17 protein-coding genes are annotated in these 16041 nt (G+C 56.9%); 8 read left to right on the plus strand and 9 right to left on the minus strand.

Features of this window, described 5'->3' with window-relative positions:
* Positions 1–162: 162 nt before the first annotated feature.
* The 3 genes from RTN40_RS13665 to RTN40_RS13675 form a co-directional block, all read right to left on the minus strand.
* Positions 163–654: a type VI secretion system tube protein TssD gene (locus RTN40_RS13665; RefSeq protein WP_312229164.1), complete on the minus strand. Its 492-nt coding sequence runs from the start codon at positions 652–654 to the stop codon at positions 163–165.
* Positions 655–917: 263 nt separating this feature from the next.
* Positions 918–1439: a DUF2778 domain-containing protein gene (locus RTN40_RS13670; RefSeq protein WP_312228933.1), complete on the minus strand. Its 522-nt coding sequence runs from the start codon at positions 1437–1439 to the stop codon at positions 918–920.
* Between the two features lie 209 nt (positions 1440–1648).
* Positions 1649–2557 carry a LysR substrate-binding domain-containing protein gene (locus RTN40_RS13675; RefSeq protein ID WP_312228934.1) on the minus strand — a complete coding sequence of 303 codons (909 nt, stop codon included), beginning with the start codon at positions 2555–2557 and terminating at the stop codon, positions 1649–1651.
* Between the two features lie 169 nt (positions 2558–2726).
* On the opposite strand from RTN40_RS13675, the gene RTN40_RS13680 reads away from it, so the two are divergent.
* The 7 genes from RTN40_RS13680 to RTN40_RS13710 are packed head-to-tail and all read left to right on the plus strand — an operon-like array spanning position 2727 to position 9190.
* Entirely contained in the window at positions 2727–3677 is a 951-nt protein-coding gene (locus RTN40_RS13680; protein ID WP_312210233.1) for a branched-chain amino acid ABC transporter permease, read from the plus strand.
* Between the two features lie 7 nt (positions 3678–3684).
* The gene (locus RTN40_RS13685; RefSeq protein WP_312228935.1) at positions 3685–4788 is read left to right on the plus strand and encodes an ABC transporter permease subunit; all 1104 of its coding nucleotides are present in this window, start codon (positions 3685–3687) and stop codon (positions 4786–4788) included.
* Positions 4785–5552 carry an ABC transporter ATP-binding protein gene (locus RTN40_RS13690; RefSeq protein WP_312228936.1) on the plus strand — a complete coding sequence of 256 codons (768 nt, stop codon included), beginning with the start codon at positions 4785–4787 and terminating at the stop codon, positions 5550–5552. The genes RTN40_RS13685 and RTN40_RS13690 overlap by 4 nt, the downstream gene beginning before the upstream one ends.
* On the plus strand, positions 5545–6267 hold the full coding sequence (locus RTN40_RS13695; protein ID WP_312210238.1) for an ABC transporter ATP-binding protein: 723 nt from the start codon (positions 5545–5547) through the stop codon (positions 6265–6267). Before RTN40_RS13690 ends, RTN40_RS13695 begins: the two co-directional genes overlap by 8 nt.
* 27 nt (positions 6268–6294) lie before the next feature.
* The gene (locus RTN40_RS13700; RefSeq protein ID WP_312210240.1) at positions 6295–7452 is read left to right on the plus strand and encodes a branched-chain amino acid ABC transporter substrate-binding protein; all 1158 of its coding nucleotides are present in this window, start codon (positions 6295–6297) and stop codon (positions 7450–7452) included.
* Between the two features lie 14 nt (positions 7453–7466).
* Positions 7467–7955: an L-2-amino-thiazoline-4-carboxylic acid hydrolase gene (locus tag RTN40_RS13705; protein ID WP_103819927.1), complete on the plus strand. Its 489-nt coding sequence runs from the start codon at positions 7467–7469 to the stop codon at positions 7953–7955.
* Positions 7955–9190, plus strand: a complete 1236-nt coding sequence (locus tag RTN40_RS13710) for a Zn-dependent hydrolase (RefSeq protein WP_312228937.1) — start codon at positions 7955–7957, stop codon at positions 9188–9190. The genes RTN40_RS13705 and RTN40_RS13710 overlap by 1 nt, the downstream gene beginning before the upstream one ends.
* A gap of 2 nt (positions 9191–9192) precedes the next feature.
* On the opposite strand, the gene RTN40_RS13715 is transcribed toward RTN40_RS13710, so the two are convergent.
* Positions 9193–9711, minus strand: coding sequence for a VOC family protein (locus RTN40_RS13715; RefSeq protein WP_312228938.1), 519 nt, complete (start codon positions 9709–9711; stop codon positions 9193–9195).
* 110 nt (positions 9712–9821) lie between these two features.
* Positions 9822–10085 carry a DUF1471 family periplasmic protein McbA gene (gene mcbA / locus RTN40_RS13720; protein ID WP_312229165.1) on the minus strand — a complete coding sequence of 88 codons (264 nt, stop codon included), beginning with the start codon at positions 10083–10085 and terminating at the stop codon, positions 9822–9824.
* A gap of 162 nt (positions 10086–10247) precedes the next feature.
* Here mcbA and rlmF point away from each other — a divergent pair, with 162 nt between their 5' ends.
* A complete protein-coding gene (gene rlmF, locus RTN40_RS13725; RefSeq protein ID WP_312228939.1) occupies positions 10248–11183 on the plus strand; it encodes a 23S rRNA (adenine(1618)-N(6))-methyltransferase RlmF in 936 nt (311 codons plus the stop codon).
* Here rlmF and ybiO read toward each other — a convergent pair.
* The 4 genes from ybiO to glnH all read right to left on the minus strand — a co-directional run bounded on the left by ybiO (position 11173) and on the right by glnH (position 15751).
* Positions 11173–13413, minus strand: a complete 2241-nt coding sequence (gene ybiO, locus RTN40_RS13730; protein WP_312228940.1) for a mechanosensitive channel protein — start codon at positions 13411–13413, stop codon at positions 11173–11175. The two genes, rlmF and ybiO, sit on opposite strands and share 11 nt — an antisense overlap.
* Before the next feature lie 122 nt (positions 13414–13535).
* Positions 13536–14258, minus strand: coding sequence for a glutamine ABC transporter ATP-binding protein GlnQ (gene glnQ / locus RTN40_RS13735; protein WP_312228941.1), 723 nt, complete (start codon positions 14256–14258; stop codon positions 13536–13538).
* Positions 14255–14914, minus strand: a complete 660-nt coding sequence (glnP, locus tag RTN40_RS13740; RefSeq protein WP_042392296.1) for a glutamine ABC transporter permease GlnP — start codon at positions 14912–14914, stop codon at positions 14255–14257. The genes glnQ and glnP overlap by 4 nt, the downstream gene beginning before the upstream one ends.
* 93 nt (positions 14915–15007) lie before the next feature.
* Complete coding sequence (gene glnH, locus RTN40_RS13745) at positions 15008–15751, minus strand: glutamine ABC transporter substrate-binding protein GlnH (protein WP_312228942.1); 744 nt, start codon at positions 15749–15751, stop codon at positions 15008–15010.
* Positions 15752–16041: the final 290 nt, after the last annotated feature.

A 16041-nucleotide genomic window follows, 5' to 3' on the forward strand; every position in this document is an offset into this window, starting at 1 on the left:
ATTTAAGGCCGTCAGATGAGACAGCTAATTCTATTGCTCTTATTATCTAACCTAACAGAAATTCAAGAGTTGCTAATATCAACTGGTCCGACGATTGAACGGGAAATGTAAAAATAGCAGTAGGAGAGAAAGGCTCCTGCTGCTGCTGTTAGCTATGGGTTCTTAGGCTGTTGCTCGTTCATTCCAGGCATCAGTATATTGGATATTACCATCCACAATTCGCCAGGTTATTTTTTCATACTGTAAACTGACACTTTCATTGTGATTCATTTTATCATTTCCTGATAATTTAACATTAGGCACACTACAGTTAATACCCGTAATTTTTACGTTTTCCATTAACACGGTATAATAACAAACCTCTTGTCCAGCATCGTTTATGTGATAAAATTTTACTTCCGCACTTTTCAGCGTCTGACCTGTAGCAACAGCTTTATAAAGATAAGGGGTGGAACTATCGACTTCCTTTTCAATCATCATTGACGAATGCTGACGAGTCCCTGTAATCTTACCATTGGCATTATCTACTGGTAAATTAATACCGTGACTTAATCCTATTATCTCTACACTACCTTCACGGTCTTGAACATCTACAGATCCTTTAATATCTGCACCGCCGTCATCTTTGAGCCACATATATGGAGGAATGGGAATACTATTTTTTCCTAATGCTGTTAATTAGCCTAATGCTTAAGTAGCACAATAAAAAAGCGATCAAAATTGATACGAGAACATCGGTGTAAAACCAGAGATCATCGAAGTTATCTTGACTTGAAAAACCGTATAACCACTTTGAAAACTTTGACGATGTTTCATAACTTATAAATTTAGAAGCATCGAAAATTTTTGCTGAAAAACAGAAAAATATCAGGAAAAGTATAGTTTTTGATATCCATCCGATCAGTTTTTTAAGCATCTTATGGGCAAGTATTGGTATTGCCATTCGCAACGACCTCAATCCAACCACGGGCCATAAGGGAACGCATACAAGGGACCTGTATAGGCTGTGTACGTAATAGGGCATTACGGATGATTGCAAAATCAGAGTTGTGGGCAATCGTTATACATCCTTTTGATAAGGTGCCAGGGTGAAGTCTGAACAATCCACGGTGAACACTATCTACCCAAGCGCCATCATCGATACCCCAATCATCCTTATATAACGCGAACCATTCAGAATGACTAAATTTAGCATGGTGAAAAGTCTTATTAAATGCGTCCTTAGCACCTGCAATTTTTCTTGACAAAAAACCACCTTCTCCACGTTCTACTATCCAGTACTTTCCTGGAGGGATGGGGCCATTGTTTGGAACGGCTCTACAACTAGCATGATTACGATAGATACCATTACCAGAGAAGGCCATAAACACGCCCACACCATACAGATTGAAAGGTGCGTAATCAGCATCATTCAAAAGCATCTTTCCATTTAACGCCATAAACTGTCCATTTAACCATGCATTCTGTGTGGTTAAATGTAAGGGCGATTTATTAAGCAGTCAAGATCAATTATTTAATCGCTAAAAGTCTCCGAATAATAATTTTTTCTAAGAAGACAGTATTATATTCCCACTAGTTCTATTTATACTTTATTAGCCCTATTATACGCAGAGCATTTATTGATTATTAATAGTGAGAATCAGTCACACTATCTCCCGGCTTCCTCACGCAGCCACTGCTGGAGCAGCTTGCCCTCGTGGGTCATCTCCACATCCTGGCGCACGCAGAGGTAGTAGTCGCGCCCGTCGTCTATGGGCAGATCGAAGATCTTCACCAGCTCGCCGGTTTGCAGATAGGGCAGGATCATTGGCTCACGCATCAGGGCACAGCCCAGCCCAGCCTGTACGGCAGCCAGCGTCAGCAGCCCATCCTCAAACATCGCCCCATCCCGACGCACGCGTTTCACCTGCTGCTCGCCAAACCACTGCGTCCATGTGGCACGCTCTTCGTCGTGCAGTAGCGGCATCTGCGCCAGCTGCGCCGGGGTCTCAATATAGCCATGCAGGCGGATAAACTCCCGGCTGCATACCGGGATCATGCGCCCGGAGATCAGCTTCTCGCTGCGGTAGCCCACCCACTGGCCATTGCCAAAGCGGATCGACATATCCGAGGCGTCGCTCAGGTAGTTGCGGTGGTTGGCGTAGACTACGTTGATCTCCATCTGGGCATGAGCCTGGATGAAGCGCGGCAGGCGGGGAATGAACCAGCCCATCCCGAAGAGCGGGATCAGGCTGATCGTCACCTGCCGTGAGCGGCCCTGCTCGAACAGCTGGCCGGTGGCCTGACGCAGCACGCTGAAGGCTGCGCGTATCGAGCGATAGTACTCGCGCCCCTCGCTGCTCAGCACCAGATGACGGCCCTGACGGTGGGTCAGCGGGAGCTGCAAAAAGCTCTCCAGTACCTTGAGCTGGTGGCTAACCGCCGAGGGGGAAACGCTCAGCTCCTCGGCCGCGGCGGCCACGCTGCCCAACCGGGCGATGGCTTCGAAGACGCGGACCGCACGCAGAGGCGGATCGTCCGGTAGCCCACTTTCGCTTAACTCTTCTGTTTTTTTCATATGTTGAGGCAAACCCTGTCTGATTCCCAAAAATCGTTTCTATTTTATGATTTAATATCAGTAAGTTAGTGAAATACGCTTTTATAATAAGAAAGAATATATCTGTATTTCAAAATTAAATTCAATTGTTGGATGCTTACGCTGAAAAAATTCTCAGCAGGCACGTATTGTGGACACACTTATTCAGCAATTGATCAATGGCATGATGCTGGGCAGCATCTATGGCCTGATTGCCCTCGGCTATACCATGGTGTATGGCATTCTGCGCATCATTAACTTTGCCCACGGTGACATCTTAATGGTCGGCGCGCTCACGACCCTTTCGGGGATCAATTTTCTCTCCCAGTGGTTCCCTGGCATGAATTTGCTGTTGCAGCTGACCCTTGCCCTGATGGCGGCGATGGTAGTCTGTGCCCTGCTGGCGATGGCGGTAGAGCGCTTTGCCTATCGTCGCCTGCGCAACGCGCCCCGGTTGGCTCCGCTGATCAGCGGTATCGGCATCTCGGTGCTGCTGCAAACCGTTGCCATGCTGATCTGGAGTCGTAACCCGCTGATGTTCCCCCAGATCCTGCCGATGGATCCCATTGAGATCACCGCCGGTAGCGTTGAGCATCCCCCGGCGATTATTACCGTGACCGGCATGGTCACCCTGGCCGTTACCTTCCTGGTGATGCTCGGCCTGTGGCTGCTGGTGGAGTACAGCCGTCTGGGGCGAGGAATGCGAGCGGTGGCGGAAAACCCGCAGGTTGCCAGCCTGATGGGCGTCTCACCGAATCGGATTATTACTCTGACCTTCGCCATCGGCGGCGCGTTTGCCGCCCTGGCGGGGGTGATGATGGCCAGCAACTACGGCAGCGCCAGCTTTTCCATGGGCTTCCTGCCGGGCATCAAAGCCTTTACCGCGGCGGTACTGGGCGGCATCGGCAACATTCGTGGTGCCATGCTGGGCGGCATTCTGTTGGGGCTGATCGAGGCGCTGGGGGCAGGTTATCTCGGCGATCTCACCGGCGGCGCGTTCAGCAGTAACTATCAGGATATCCTGGCCTTTATCGTGCTGATCCTGGTGCTGGTTTTCCGTCCTGCTGGCCTGCTGGGCGAGCGTGTTGCACAGCGTGCCTGAGGATCCTATGACTATCTTAACTTCCGAACGTAGCGCCGCACCGCGTCTTAACCTCGGCATCATCCTGCTGGTGGCCGGGCTGCTGCTCGCGCCGTGGCTGGCCTCTGCCGCAGGCGGCAACTACTGGGTGCGGGTGATCGACTTTACCCTGCTCTACATCATGCTGGCTCTGGGTCTTAATATCGTGGTCGGCTTTACCGGCCTGCTGGATATGGGCTTTATCGCCTTCTACGCCGTGGGTGCCTACCTTGCCGCGCTGCTGGCTTCCCCGCATCTGCTCGACGCCTTCCCGGTATTGCAGGGCTACTTTAGCGACGGGCTGCACGTCTCCTACGGGGTGTTGATCCCGCTGGCGGCCTTTATCGCCGGGATCTGCGGCATCTTGCTGGGCGCGCCGACTCTGCGCCTGCGCGGTGACTATCTGGCGATTGTGACCCTTGGATTCGGGGAGATTATCCGCATCCTGATGCGCAACCTCGATCGCCCGGTCAACATCACTAACGGCGCGAAGGGTATCTCGGGCATCGACTCCCTGAGCCTGTTTGGCCTTGAGTTTCGCGGCGTCTACCACCTGCTAGGAGTGAAAATTCCTGCGCTCTACCTCTGGTACTACCTTTTTGCCGCGCTGATTGTGGCGATCGTCTTTATCTGCATTCGCCTGCAACGCTCCCGAGTGGGCCGGGCCTGGCACGCTATCCGCGAGGACGAAGACGTGGCGCGGGCGATGGGCATCAACGTGCGTAACTTTAAGCTGCTGGCTTTCGCGATGGGTGCCTCCTTTGGCGGCGTCGCCGGGGTGATGTTTGCCTCGTTCCAGGGCTTCGTCTCCCCGGAATCCTTTACGTTGCAGGAGTCCATCGTCGTGCTGGCGATGGTGGTGCTGGGCGGCATCGGCCACGTGCCGGGGGTGATCCTCGGGGCGGTGATGCTCTCGGCGCTGCCGGAGCTGCTGCGTAGCCAGGCCGTGCCGGTGCAGGAGGCGCTGTTCGGCACCGTGCTGGTGGATCCTGAGATCCTCCGTCAGCTCTTCTACGGCCTGGCGCTGGTGCTGGTGATGATCTTCCGTCCGGGCGGCGTATGGCCTGCTAAACACGCGGGGGCAAAAGCATGAGCCTGTTAACGATCCGTAATCTGAGCAAACGCTTTGGCGGCCTGGTGGCGGTCAACGACGTCAGCCTGTCGGTAAAGGCGGGCGAGATCTACGGCCTGATTGGTCCCAACGGCGCGGGGAAAACCACCTGCTTCAACCTGATCACCGGTCTCTATACCGCCGACAGCGGCGAGTTTAGCCTGGCCGACAAGCCTTACTCGCCACGCGCGATTGAGAAAGTGACTCAGGCAGGCATTGCGCGCACCTTCCAGAACCTGCGCCTGTTTAACGACATGAGCGTGCTGGAGAACGTGATGATCGGTCGGCACGTCCGCACCCGCAACGGTCTCTGGGCCGCTATCACTCGCCATAAGCGGGCGCGGGAAGAGGAGGCGGAGACCGAGCGCCAGGCCTGGTACTGGCTGGAGTACACCGGCATCGCTCAGTTTGCCCACTACCGCGCCAGCGATCTTGCCTATGGCCATCAGCGCCGCCTCGAGATTGCCCGTGCGCTGGCAACGGACCCTAAGCTGCTGGCTCTCGACGAACCGGCGGCAGGCATGAATGCGGCGGAGAAAGTCGCCCTCGGCGAACTGCTGCGCCGCATCCGTGACGATGGCAAAACCATTTTGATTATTGAGCATGACGTGAAGCTGATTATGAGCCTGTGCGACCGCATCAGCGTGCTGGACTACGGCAAGGTGATTGCCGAAGGGGAACCGGAGGCAGTACGTAGCCATCCGGACGTGATCCGCGCCTATCTTGGAGGTAACGCCCATGTCTGAACCTATATTGCAGGTGCGTAACCTCTCCGTGCACTACGGCGGCATCCAGGCCGTGCGCGGGATCGAGTTTAGCCTCAACGAAGGGGAGCAGGGGACGCTGCTGGGAGCCAACGGCGCGGGCAAAAGCTCTACCGTGCGGGCTATCGCCGGGCTGCAACCCTACGGCGGAGAGATCCTCTGGCAGGGCAAATCGATTCACCGCCGCGCCCCGCAGGATCTTCTCCGCGACGGCGTTGTTCTCGTGCCGGAGGGGCGGGGCATCTTCACCCGCATGACGGTAGAAGAGAACCTGCTGATGGGAGCCTGGCGGCGGAAAGGGCGGCAGGCGGTGAAGCAGGAGATGGCCCAGCTCTACGAGCGTTTTCCGCGCCTCGGTGAACGTAAAGATCAGCTGGCCGGGCTGCTCTCCGGCGGTGAACAGCAGCTGCTGGCTCTGGGCCGGGCGCTGCTCAGCCAGCCGCGCCTGCTGATCCTCGACGAGCCGTCGATGGGGCTGGCCCCGATCATGGTTGAGACCATTTTCAAAGAGATTGCTGCCTTGCGCGACGCGGGCGTCACGCTGCTGCTGATCGAGCAGAACGCCCGGCTGGCGCTAGAGGTCACCCACCGCGCGTGGGTAATGGACAGCGGATCTATTGCCCATCATGGCGAATCTGCCGCGTTGCTGGCCGACAACCGCATTCAGGAAATTTATTTAGGCGAAATCGCCGTTTAAAACACCACCAACATCAGGGAAACAACAATGAAAACTAAACCACGCAAAGCGCTAAGCGCCATGATTGTGCTTGCTGCTCTTGGCGGATCGGCGGTAAATCAGGCCCAGGCCGATGAGACCGTGATTATCGGTCTGGCTGGCCCGCTGACCGGCCCGTCGGCGCGTATCGGTAAGGATCTGGAGAACGGCGCACAGCTCGCCATCGACGACGTGAATAAAACCCACCCGACGATTGGCGGCAAAGCGGTGACCTTTAAGCTGCAATCCGAGGACGATCAGTCTGACCCGCGTACCGCCGTGGCCGTGGCCCAGCGCCTGGTAGACAGCGAAGTGGCAGGCGTGGTGGGCCACTGGAACACCGGGACCAGTATTCCGGCGGCGCGTATCTATCATGATGCGGGCATCGCCCAGGTTGCCCCGGTCGCCACCGGTCACGCCTACACCCAGCAGGGTTTTGACACCAGTTTCCGCGTGATGGGCCACGACGATGACGGCGGCGACTATGCGGCAAAATATGCGGTGCAGACCCTGAAAGCAAAACGTATCGCGGTAATCGACGACCGGACCGCGTTCGGTCAGGGGCTGGCCGATGAGTTCATCAAGTCTCTGGAAGCGCAGGGCATCAAGCCGGTTGACCGCCAGTACGTTGATGAGAAGACCGTGGACTTCAACGCCGTGCTGACTGCCATCCGCAGCAAAAATGCCGATCTGGTCTTCTTCGGCGGCGTGGATAGCCAGGCGGCTCCGCTGGCGCGTCGTCTCAAGCAGCTGGGCATGAAGGCCACGCTGATGGGCGCGGGTGGCTTCGTTAGCCAGACTTTCCTGAGCCTGGCGCAGAAAGAGGGCGAGGGCGTTGTCGCGCTGGAGCCGGGTCTGCCAGTAGACAAAATGCAGGGTGGTAAAGCGTTCGAGCAGGCCTACCAGTCTAAATACCATACCCATATCGAACTCCATGCGCCGTTTGCCTATGACGCTACCCGCGTGCTGATTGCCGCCATGCAGAAGGCCGACTCCGTTGACGCCGGTGACTATCTGCCCGCGCTGCGCGCCATCAACTACGCCGGCGTAACCGGCAATATTGCCTTTGATGAGCAGGGCAACCTGAAAAATCCATCCTTTACCGTCTACAAAGTGGTGAACGGTAAATGGGAACCCCAGACCGTGCTGGGCGGTAGCGCGAAGTAATTTGTGAGGCAATGATGAGCTGTGAGCAAAAACAAGAGCTGGGCATTCTCGCCCGCCGTAAAATTGAAGCTGAAATAATTAAACCTATCTATGAGATCCTGGTGCGCGAGGTGGGTAAAGCCCGCGCCCAGGCGGTGATTGGCGAAGCCATCGAGCAGGCGGCCATTCAGGCCGGGCAGAACTTTGCCGCCGCCGAACCGAAAAAAGCGGATCTGCGCAGCTTCGTCGATCTGCAATATCTCTGGGAGAAGGATAACGCTCTCGACGTGCGGGTGATCGAAGATGACGGCCAGCGCTACGACTATGACGTGACGCGCTGCCGCTACGCCGAGATGTACCATGAGATGGGCCTCGGCGAGATCGGCCATCTGCTCTCCTGCGCGAGGGATGATAAGTTTATCGTCGGCTATGCTCCTGACGTTGAGCTGACCCGCACCCAGACCATTATGTCCGGCGCGCCGTGCTGCGATTTCCGCTATCGCGTCAAAGACAAGGAGGCGTGATGGCGTCTCCTCTCCAGGTTGATAGCGCACGCCTGTGGCAGACCCTCAATGAGTTTGCCACCCTTGGCGCAACGGCGGGGGGCGGGGTGACCCGGCTGGCGCTGAGCGACGAAGATCGGCGCGGGCGAGACCTGCTCGCCGCCTGGGCGCGTGAGGCGGGCTTTAGCTGCGACGTTGACCGACTGGGGAATATGTTTATTCGCCGGGCGGGCAGCAACCCCGATCTGACTCCGGTGCTCACCGGCTCGCACGGTGACTCCCAGCCGCTGGGCGGCAACTACGACGGCATCTACGGCGTGCTCGCCGGGCTGGAGGCGCTGCGTACCCTTAACGATGGCGGCATCACCACCGAGCGCGATCTCATTCTGGTGAACTGGACTAACGAAGAGGGGGCACGTTTTGCCCCGGCGATGCTGGCCTCCGGCGTCTGGACCGGGGTATTCAGCGAAGAGTACGCCCTGGCGCGGGAGGATCGCGACGGCATCAGCGTGGGCCAGGCGCTGACGGCTATCGGCTATCAGGGCGAGCGCCCGGCGGCGGCCATCCCGCTGCATGCCTGCTACGAGCTGCATATCGAGCAGGGACCGCTGCTTGAGGCGGAGGATACGGATATCGGCGTCGTTCACGCTGCTATGGGCCAGCGCTGGTATGAGATCAACCTGACCGGCTTTGCCGCTCACGCGGGCACTACGCCGATGGATCTGCGTCGCGACGCCATGTGTGCCTTTGCCGAGCTGACCCTGGCGGTTGAAACCATTGGCCGCCGTTTCGCCCCGGACGGGCGGGCCACCGTGGGCAGCGTGCAGGTGACGCCTAACTCGCGTAACGTCGTGCCGTCCGCGGTCTTCTGCACCGTCGAGTTCCGCCATCCAGAAACCGCTGCTCTAGTGGAGATGGAGACGGCGTTAACCGAGGCGCTGAGCGGGCTGTCGGCCCGCAGCATTGACGTCGCCTGGGAGCGTATCTTTGATTACGCGCCGGTGAACTTTGATCGGGGCTGCATTACCCGCATCGAGCAGGCGACCCGCGAGCTGGGCTACTCCCAGCGCCGGATGGTCTCCGGGGCGGGTCACGACGCCTGCTACGTTAACCGCGTCGCCCCTACTGCAATGATCTTTATCCCCTGCGAAAAGGGCATCAGTCACAACGAGGCGGAAAATATCACCCCGCAGTGGGCAGAGCGTGGGGCAAACGTGCTGCTCAACACCCTGCTGGCGGCGGCTAACGAAACGTAGCCTCAGGGTAGCCAGCGCTCGGCGGTGGCACCCTCGTCGTAGTGCAGCGGCGAGGGGAGGGTGATCAGCTCGATCAGCACACCAAAGGGAGTGCGGCAGAACCAGGTCTGGTTGCCGGCTCCCTCCTCCTGGGCAAAGCAGTCGCTCGGTCCCTCCAGCATCTCCGCCCCGTGGGCGCGCAATGTTTCCCCCGCCTCTTTAATGTCATCCACATAGAGTGAAAAGTGGTTGATCCCCGGCTGGCAAATATTGGTTTGCTGATTATTCACGCCCGGATCCAGCTGGAATAGCTCGACGTTGGCACCGTTGCCCAGCCGCAGCATCGCCAGGCCGACCACGCGCATATCGACGGGAAAGCCGTTAAGCGGATGCATGCTCTGGCCGTCAACGGCTTTCGCAGGCTCATCAGGAGGAACGATACGGTAGAGCACGCTGGCACCCAACGCGTTAACGAAGAAGGTTTCGGCGGCTTTCAGATCGGTAACGGTAATGCCAATATGCTCTATGCCCTTGAATTTCATCTTCTACTCCTCAGCTTAAGGTGAACGTTAAGGGTAGTAAAAGATGTCCGCGGGGTAAAAAAATGCCCCACAAAAGACTCTCAGACTTTTACGGGGCGGTGGGGAAAAGCTTATTTGTAGATGGTTGCCGTGCCGTACATCTGGTTTTCACCGCCAGCGGAGTTAATCACAAACCCTTTCGCGCCTTGTTCACGGGCTTTTTCAGCCAGCTCATCCTGGAGATCGTCCAGGCTCAGCGCGCCCTGTGCGGAGACCGTGCCCGCCGGGCGTAGCGTCCCGGTATCGCCTCTCATCAGTTGCTGTGGTGCGGCAAAAGAGCTGACCGTCATGGCGGAAAACGCCAGTGCGGCAGCCATTGCCAGATATTTTTTCATCATGACTTCCTCTTATCAGGGAACCGCAGCTTAAGTTTAGGCCCGGTGAAGAGGGGCTTACGGGCAAATATTTCGTCAAGATGACGCGGTTTTTTGCATGAATCGCTGTTTACCACGCCGCCTTCAGGGGGTATCTTACGCCGCTCATTACAGGAGAATGCCATGAATGCCCAGAAGCCGGGGTTACACCCCCGTAACCGTCACCGCAGCCGCTACGATCTTGATGCGCTCTGCGCCGTAGAGCCGCAGCTACGCGGTTTTATCATTGCCACCCCTACGGGGGAGCCGACGGTCAACTTCGCCGATCCCGATGCCGTTAAGGCGCTGAACAAGGCGCTGCTGGCGCACTTCTATGAGGTGAAGCACTGGGATATTCCGCAAGGCTTTCTCTGCCCGCCGGTGCCGGGACGCGCGGATTACATTCACCACCTGGCGGATCTGCTGGCCGAAACCGTAGGCGGTGAGATCCCCCGCCAGGCAAGCGTGCTGGATATCGGCACCGGGGCCAACTGTATCTACCCGCTGATTGGTAACCACGAATACGGCTGGCGCTTTACCGGCACCGAGGTCAACGACGCGGCCTTTGCCAGCGCCCAGGCGATCGTTTCCGGCAACCCTGGCCTGACCCGGGCGATCCGTCTGCGTCGCCAGAAAGATCCGGCCGCTATTCTTAACGGCATGATCCACAAGAACGAGCAGTACGATGCTACCCTCTGCAACCCGCCGTTCCACGACTCGGCGGCGGCGGCGCAGGCCGGTAACGACCGCAAACGACGCAACCTGGGTCAGAGCGAGGCGAGCGGCCTTAACTTTGGCGGCCAGCAGCAGGAGCTGTGGTGCGAGGGTGGGGAAGTAGCTTTTATCAGCAAGATGATCGCTGAGAGTCAGGCCTTTGGTCGCCAGGTGCTGTGGTTCACCTCCCTGGTATCACGCGGCGAAAACCTGCCGCCGCTTTATCGCGCCCTGACCGCCGTCGGAGCGGTGAAGGTGGTGAAAAAAGAGATGGCCCAGGGGCAGAAGCAGAGCCGCTTCATTGCCTGGACCTTCCTTGACGAGGCCCAGCGTCGCCGCTGGGCGCAGACGCGATTTAAAGCGTAGGTTCCGCAGGGGGCTGGAGCATATTTTGCCCAGCTCCTGGCTGTGCTGCTCCTGGGTTAGCCAGCACTTGATAGGTCTGTACCGGCGCGCGCACGTCGGCAAGATCAAAGTGCTTTTTCACCATGCTATCGAGGGCAAAGCGCACCGTCCACTGCTTCAGCGGCTGGGTGGTAAAGGTCACCCGCAGCGTGAAGGCGGTGTTGGTCAGGCCAACAATGCCTACGAAGGTCGGCTCGCCAATGATCAGCTTACGGATATCCTCCTGCTCCATCAGCTCACCCACCGCCGCCTTCAGCGCGTTATTCGCTTTCTCTGCATCCTCATGACGATCCACGTCGTAGTTCGCCACTATCGAACCAATCCCGCGCACAAAGTTGGCGAAGGTGGTGATCGATGACCACGGAATAATGTGGTACGCGCCGGTATCCTGTCGCACCCCCACGGAACGAATCGACATTCGCTCCACGGTCCCGGTGAGCGGCCCGATAGTGACCAGATCGCCGGTGTTCATCCCGTTTTCAAACTGGATAAAGATCCCGGTAATAATATCCTTCACGAGGGTTTGCGCCCCGAAGGAGATGGCCAGACCTAATGCGCCGGCACCGGCCAGCAGCGGGGCGATGTTCACCCCAATCTCCGAGAGCACAATCATTACCGTAATGGTGCTGATGATCACCGCCAGCGCGTTGCGGAACAGCGTCAGCAGGGTACGGGTACGGGCGCTGGGCAGCGGGCGACCATGGATATCGGACGCCAGCCGGTTCTCGATCAGACTCGCCAGCACGGTCCAGCCCACCGCCGAGAAGAAGAGGATCAGCGCGATGCGGATCAGAATATCGACCGCCTTCTCCCCCGCGCCATAGTGCAGCCAGTTCCAGAAATCGAACAGGCCCCACGCGCTGAGTAGCAGCATAATGGCAACGATAACGGTGAGAAAACGCGCCACCTTTAGCGCCGTCGACAGCCAGCCGTTTACCCGCTTCTGTAGCTCTGGATAGCTGCGCTGCACCTGAGCTGAGAGGGTGATCCGCTTGGCAATCCAGCGCGACAGCATGCCCGACACAAACGCCGCAATACCAATAATCGCCAGACTGCGTACCGTCGCACCCATCATAAATTTCAGGCTGTTGCCCGGATCGAAGAGCGAGAAGAAGAACAGCACCACGAAATAGGCGCAGGCCAGCCAGTGCCAGACCAGCGCAAAGGCGCGAATAAAGAGGCTAAAGAAAGCCAGCGAGCGATCGGCAAGGTGGTGGAGGTTCTCATATACCGTGGTCTTATTGTGAAAAATAAGGTAGAGCGCCCAGGTGGTGATACAGAGCATGATCAGTACGTTCGCCAGCGCGCCAAACTGAACGTTAACCTGGTTTGAGATGATCGGTACGGCCACCAGCAGGCCATAGCCAATCAGGCTGCTAAGAGCGCTAAGGCGCAGGTGCCAGTATTTCGCCGCCTCGTTTTTAATCGAGAAAGGACGCAGATCGGGGAAGCGCGGGCAGAAGATGAGTCGCAGGATCGCCTTAAAGAACTCAATAAGCGCAAAGGCGTTGAGGAACAGGCTCTGCTGAAAGGCAATGGTGCGGTTGCCGCCGTTGAGATTGTCGCTTAGCAGCTGGCCGACAAAGAGAGTGAGCGACAGCAGTAGCAAGTCGATAATAAACGCCCCGACGATCATTGCAGGCAGCTGTAACCAGTTGGTCCTGTCATGATTCTTACGCCGCCCCCACTTGCCCATTTTGCGATAGAGCGGGAAGGCACAGAGGCGCACCAGCCAGTAGAAGACAAAGACCAGCACGGCGAGCAGCAGGAAGTGACCGGCGGCGTTAATGAAGGTCTGTGGGTTAAAGGTCTTGTGCGGCGAGCCGGTAATGTTGCGGTAGAGCTGGGCAAAGCGCGACGACAGCTCCTCGCCGTAGTATCGGCTGACCTCCTGCACGTTCTCCAGTACCGTCTTCTCTTCGACGACCTCTTCCGGTGGCGTGATGGTCGGCACCGGCTCCGGCGGTGGGGTGGCGGCGACCTTACGCAGCTGGCCGATCAGCTCTTCCCGGGAGCTGGTATTCTCCAGCACGTCCGCCAGCGCGCCGTAGGCGGCTTTCTTTTGCTCGAGATCCGGCTCGGCAGCAGGTGCTGTCTCGCTGGTGGCAGGGGCAGCGGATGTGATGCCCGGAATGGTCGCCGCGTGTAGCGGCATAATGAACAGGCTAAGCAGCAGCAGTAACCACGGCACGGTCTCTCTCCTGAGAAAATAGTGCAAAAAGATAAGTATAGATGCTGCCAGCGCTGCGTCTGGAAATGGGAGAAATCCGGCGGAGGAAAAAAAACGCTCCCCAGATGGAGAGCGTTGATAGATCAGGATACGTGCTGGAGGAACTCTTGCAGGCGCGGGCTGGGCGGGTTCTCGATCAGCTGCTGCGGATTGCCATCTTCAGCAATACGCCCCTTATCGATAAAGATCAGCCGCGAGGCGACCTTCTCGGCAAAGCCGATCTCGTGGGTCACGATCACCATCGTCATCCCCTCTTCGGCCAGATCCTGCATCACCTTCAACACCTCGTGACGCAGCTCCGGGTCGAGGGCCGAGGTGGGTTCATCAAACAGCATCATCTTCGGCTTCACCGCCAGCGCACGGGCAATTGCCACGCGCTGCTGCTGGCCGCCGGAAAGCTCAGACGGATAGTGGTCGGCACGCTCTGCCAGACCGACCTTTGCCAGCAGCGCGTTGGCCAGCTTCTCCGCCTCGCTCTTGCTCGCCCCGCGCACGCGCAGCGGGCCAAACATCACGTTCTCCAGCGCCGTCAGGTGCGGGAACAGGTAGAACTGCTGGAACACCATGCCTGCTTCCTGACGGATCAGGCGCTCGTCCACCTTCGGGTCGTTCACCTTCAGACCATCAACGATCAGATCGCCGCTGGTGATCTCTTCCAGCTTGTTGATGCAGCGCAGCAGGGTTGACTTACCGGAGCCGGAAGGACCGATGATGACAACTACTTCGCCCTGGTTGATGTTCAGGTCGATGTTATGCAGCACCTGGGTTTTACCGAAGTGCTTAGAGACGTTTTTAAATTCAATCACAGGATTTTCATCCTTCTTTCAAGACGACGCAAAATAAAGCTCAGAACCAGGGTAATGATGAGATAGAACACCGCCACGGCGCTCCAGATCTCCAGCGCGCGGAAATTGCCGGCGATGATCTCCTGGCCCTGACGGGTCAGCTCGGCCACGCCGATAACAATAAACAGCGAGGTGTCTTTGATGCTGATGATCCACTGGTTACCCAGCGGCGGGAGCATACGGCGCAGTGCCAGAGGCAGGATCACCCGGCGAATGGTCTCGCGCTTAGAGAGTCCCAGCGCCAGGCCCGCTTCGCTGAAGCCCTTATGGATCGAGAGTACCGCGCCGCGGGTGATTTCAGCGATGTAGGCTCCGGAGTTGATCATAATGGTGACAACGGCGGCGCTGAACGGGTCGATGCGCAGATCGTTAAAGGCCATCGGCAGGGCGAAGTAGATAAACATCACCTGAACAACGATAGGCGTGCCGCGAATGATTTCGATAAATACCAGTGCGATGTGGTTTGCTATCCAGCCGCCGAAGCTGCGGGCGAAACCGGCTGCAAGGCCGATGATTAAACCGCCCGCCAGACCGAGGACCGAGATCCACAGGGTCATTTTGACGCCTTCAAACAAAATGGGAATGGCAGGCCAGATGGCACTCCAGTCAAACTGCATGATAAATTCCTGTATACCGTGGTGAAAAACTAAACATGTAGGCCCGGTAAGCGCAAGCGTCACCGGGCGTTACAAACCTGCATTCAGGCTGGATTATTTAGGTTCTGTACCGAACCATTTTTTATAGATTTCGTTGTAGGTGCCGTTCTCTTTCAGGGTTTTCAGCGCGCCGTTCACCTTCTCACGCAGATCGTCGCTGCCTTTCGGGAACGCGATACCGTACTGCTGCGCTTCCAGAGAGTCGCCAACCGCTTTGAACTGGCCTTTGCCGGCGGTCTGGATGAAGTAGAGAATGTTCGGCGTATCGTGCAGGACCGCATCAGCGCGATTAGTACCCAGTTCCATGTAGGCGTTGTCGATGTTCGGGAACTGGCGCAGATCTTTAGTTTTGATATTGGCTTTCGCATAGTCAACGGAGCCGGTACCGCTCTTCACCGCGACAACTTTACCGTCGAGGTCTTTTACGCTTTTAACGTCGTTGTTGTTGGCTTTAACCATCACCAGCAGACCGCTTTTGTAGTAGCCGTCAGAGAAATCGACCGCTTTTTTACGCTCGTCGGTAATGGTAATCCCCGCCAGCGCCAGGTCCACGTTCTTGGTTTGCAGCGCCGGAATAATGCCGCTGAAATCCATCGGCTTCAGGGTGTAATCCAGCTTCAGCTCTTTCGCTACCGCAGCCCACAGATCCACGTCAAAACCAACGTATTTATCGCCCTGTTTAAATTCGAACGGAACGAACGCGGTGTCGGTCGCCACAACCAGTTTGTCGGCGGCGTGGGAAGAGACCGCAAAAGCCAGGGTAAGTGCAGCAAGGGAAACTTTAAACACAGACTTCATAACATTTCCTTTTATATCCACGGGGCGATCCCCTGAGAGAACGTACGCAGTATGAAAAAATCGTGCCAGGTTTACAACCTATTGTTTTGTAAAGGCGATATTTTCAACTGCTGTACAAAAAGCATGCATGGCTGAGCGCTATGCACCATTTCAGTGACCCATTTTGGTGCGTCGCTGGCATGTTGCACAATATGCTGCTATTAAGCGCATAACGCGGTGATAAAACAACCCTTGATTAACGATTGTGTGAGGTAATTATTACAAGTGATTTACTTTACAGAGGGGAAAGA

The sequence above is a fragment of the Pseudescherichia sp. genome (genome assembly GCF_031987975.1).
In the GTDB taxonomy this organism is placed as follows: Bacteria; Pseudomonadota; Gammaproteobacteria; order Enterobacterales; family Enterobacteriaceae; genus Pseudescherichia.

What these genes read in the sequence shown, in the direction of transcription:
- mcbA (WP_312229165.1), bottom strand. Translation starts at nt 10,085, where the DNA reads ATGAAAAAATATCTGGCAATGGCTGCCGCACTGGCGTTTTCCGCCATG.
- glnP (WP_042392296.1), bottom strand. Translation starts at nt 14,914, where the DNA reads ATGCAGTTTGACTGGAGTGCCATCTGGCCTGCCATTCCCATTTTGTTT.
- RTN40_RS13695 (WP_312210238.1), top strand. Translation starts at nt 5,545, where the DNA reads ATGTCTGAACCTATATTGCAGGTGCGTAACCTCTCCGTGCACTACGGC.
- RTN40_RS13705 (WP_103819927.1), top strand. Translation starts at nt 7,467, where the DNA reads ATGAGCTGTGAGCAAAAACAAGAGCTGGGCATTCTCGCCCGCCGTAAA.
- rlmF (WP_312228939.1), top strand. Translation starts at nt 10,248, where the DNA reads ATGAATGCCCAGAAGCCGGGGTTACACCCCCGTAACCGTCACCGCAGC.
- RTN40_RS13675 (WP_312228934.1), bottom strand. Translation starts at nt 2,557, where the DNA reads ATGAAAAAAACAGAAGAGTTAAGCGAAAGTGGGCTACCGGACGATCCG.
- RTN40_RS13710 (WP_312228937.1), top strand. Translation starts at nt 7,955, where the DNA reads ATGGCGTCTCCTCTCCAGGTTGATAGCGCACGCCTGTGGCAGACCCTC.
- glnH (WP_312228942.1), bottom strand. Translation starts at nt 15,751, where the DNA reads ATGAAGTCTGTGTTTAAAGTTTCCCTTGCTGCACTTACCCTGGCTTTT.
- RTN40_RS13685 (WP_312228935.1), top strand. Translation starts at nt 3,685, where the DNA reads ATGACTATCTTAACTTCCGAACGTAGCGCCGCACCGCGTCTTAACCTC.
- RTN40_RS13715 (WP_312228938.1), bottom strand. Translation starts at nt 9,711, where the DNA reads ATGAAATTCAAGGGCATAGAGCATATTGGCATTACCGTTACCGATCTG.
- RTN40_RS13690 (WP_312228936.1), top strand. Translation starts at nt 4,785, where the DNA reads ATGAGCCTGTTAACGATCCGTAATCTGAGCAAACGCTTTGGCGGCCTG.
- RTN40_RS13700 (WP_312210240.1), top strand. Translation starts at nt 6,295, where the DNA reads ATGAAAACTAAACCACGCAAAGCGCTAAGCGCCATGATTGTGCTTGCT.
- RTN40_RS13670 (WP_312228933.1), bottom strand. Translation starts at nt 1,439, where the DNA reads ATGGCGTTAAATGGAAAGATGCTTTTGAATGATGCTGATTACGCACCT.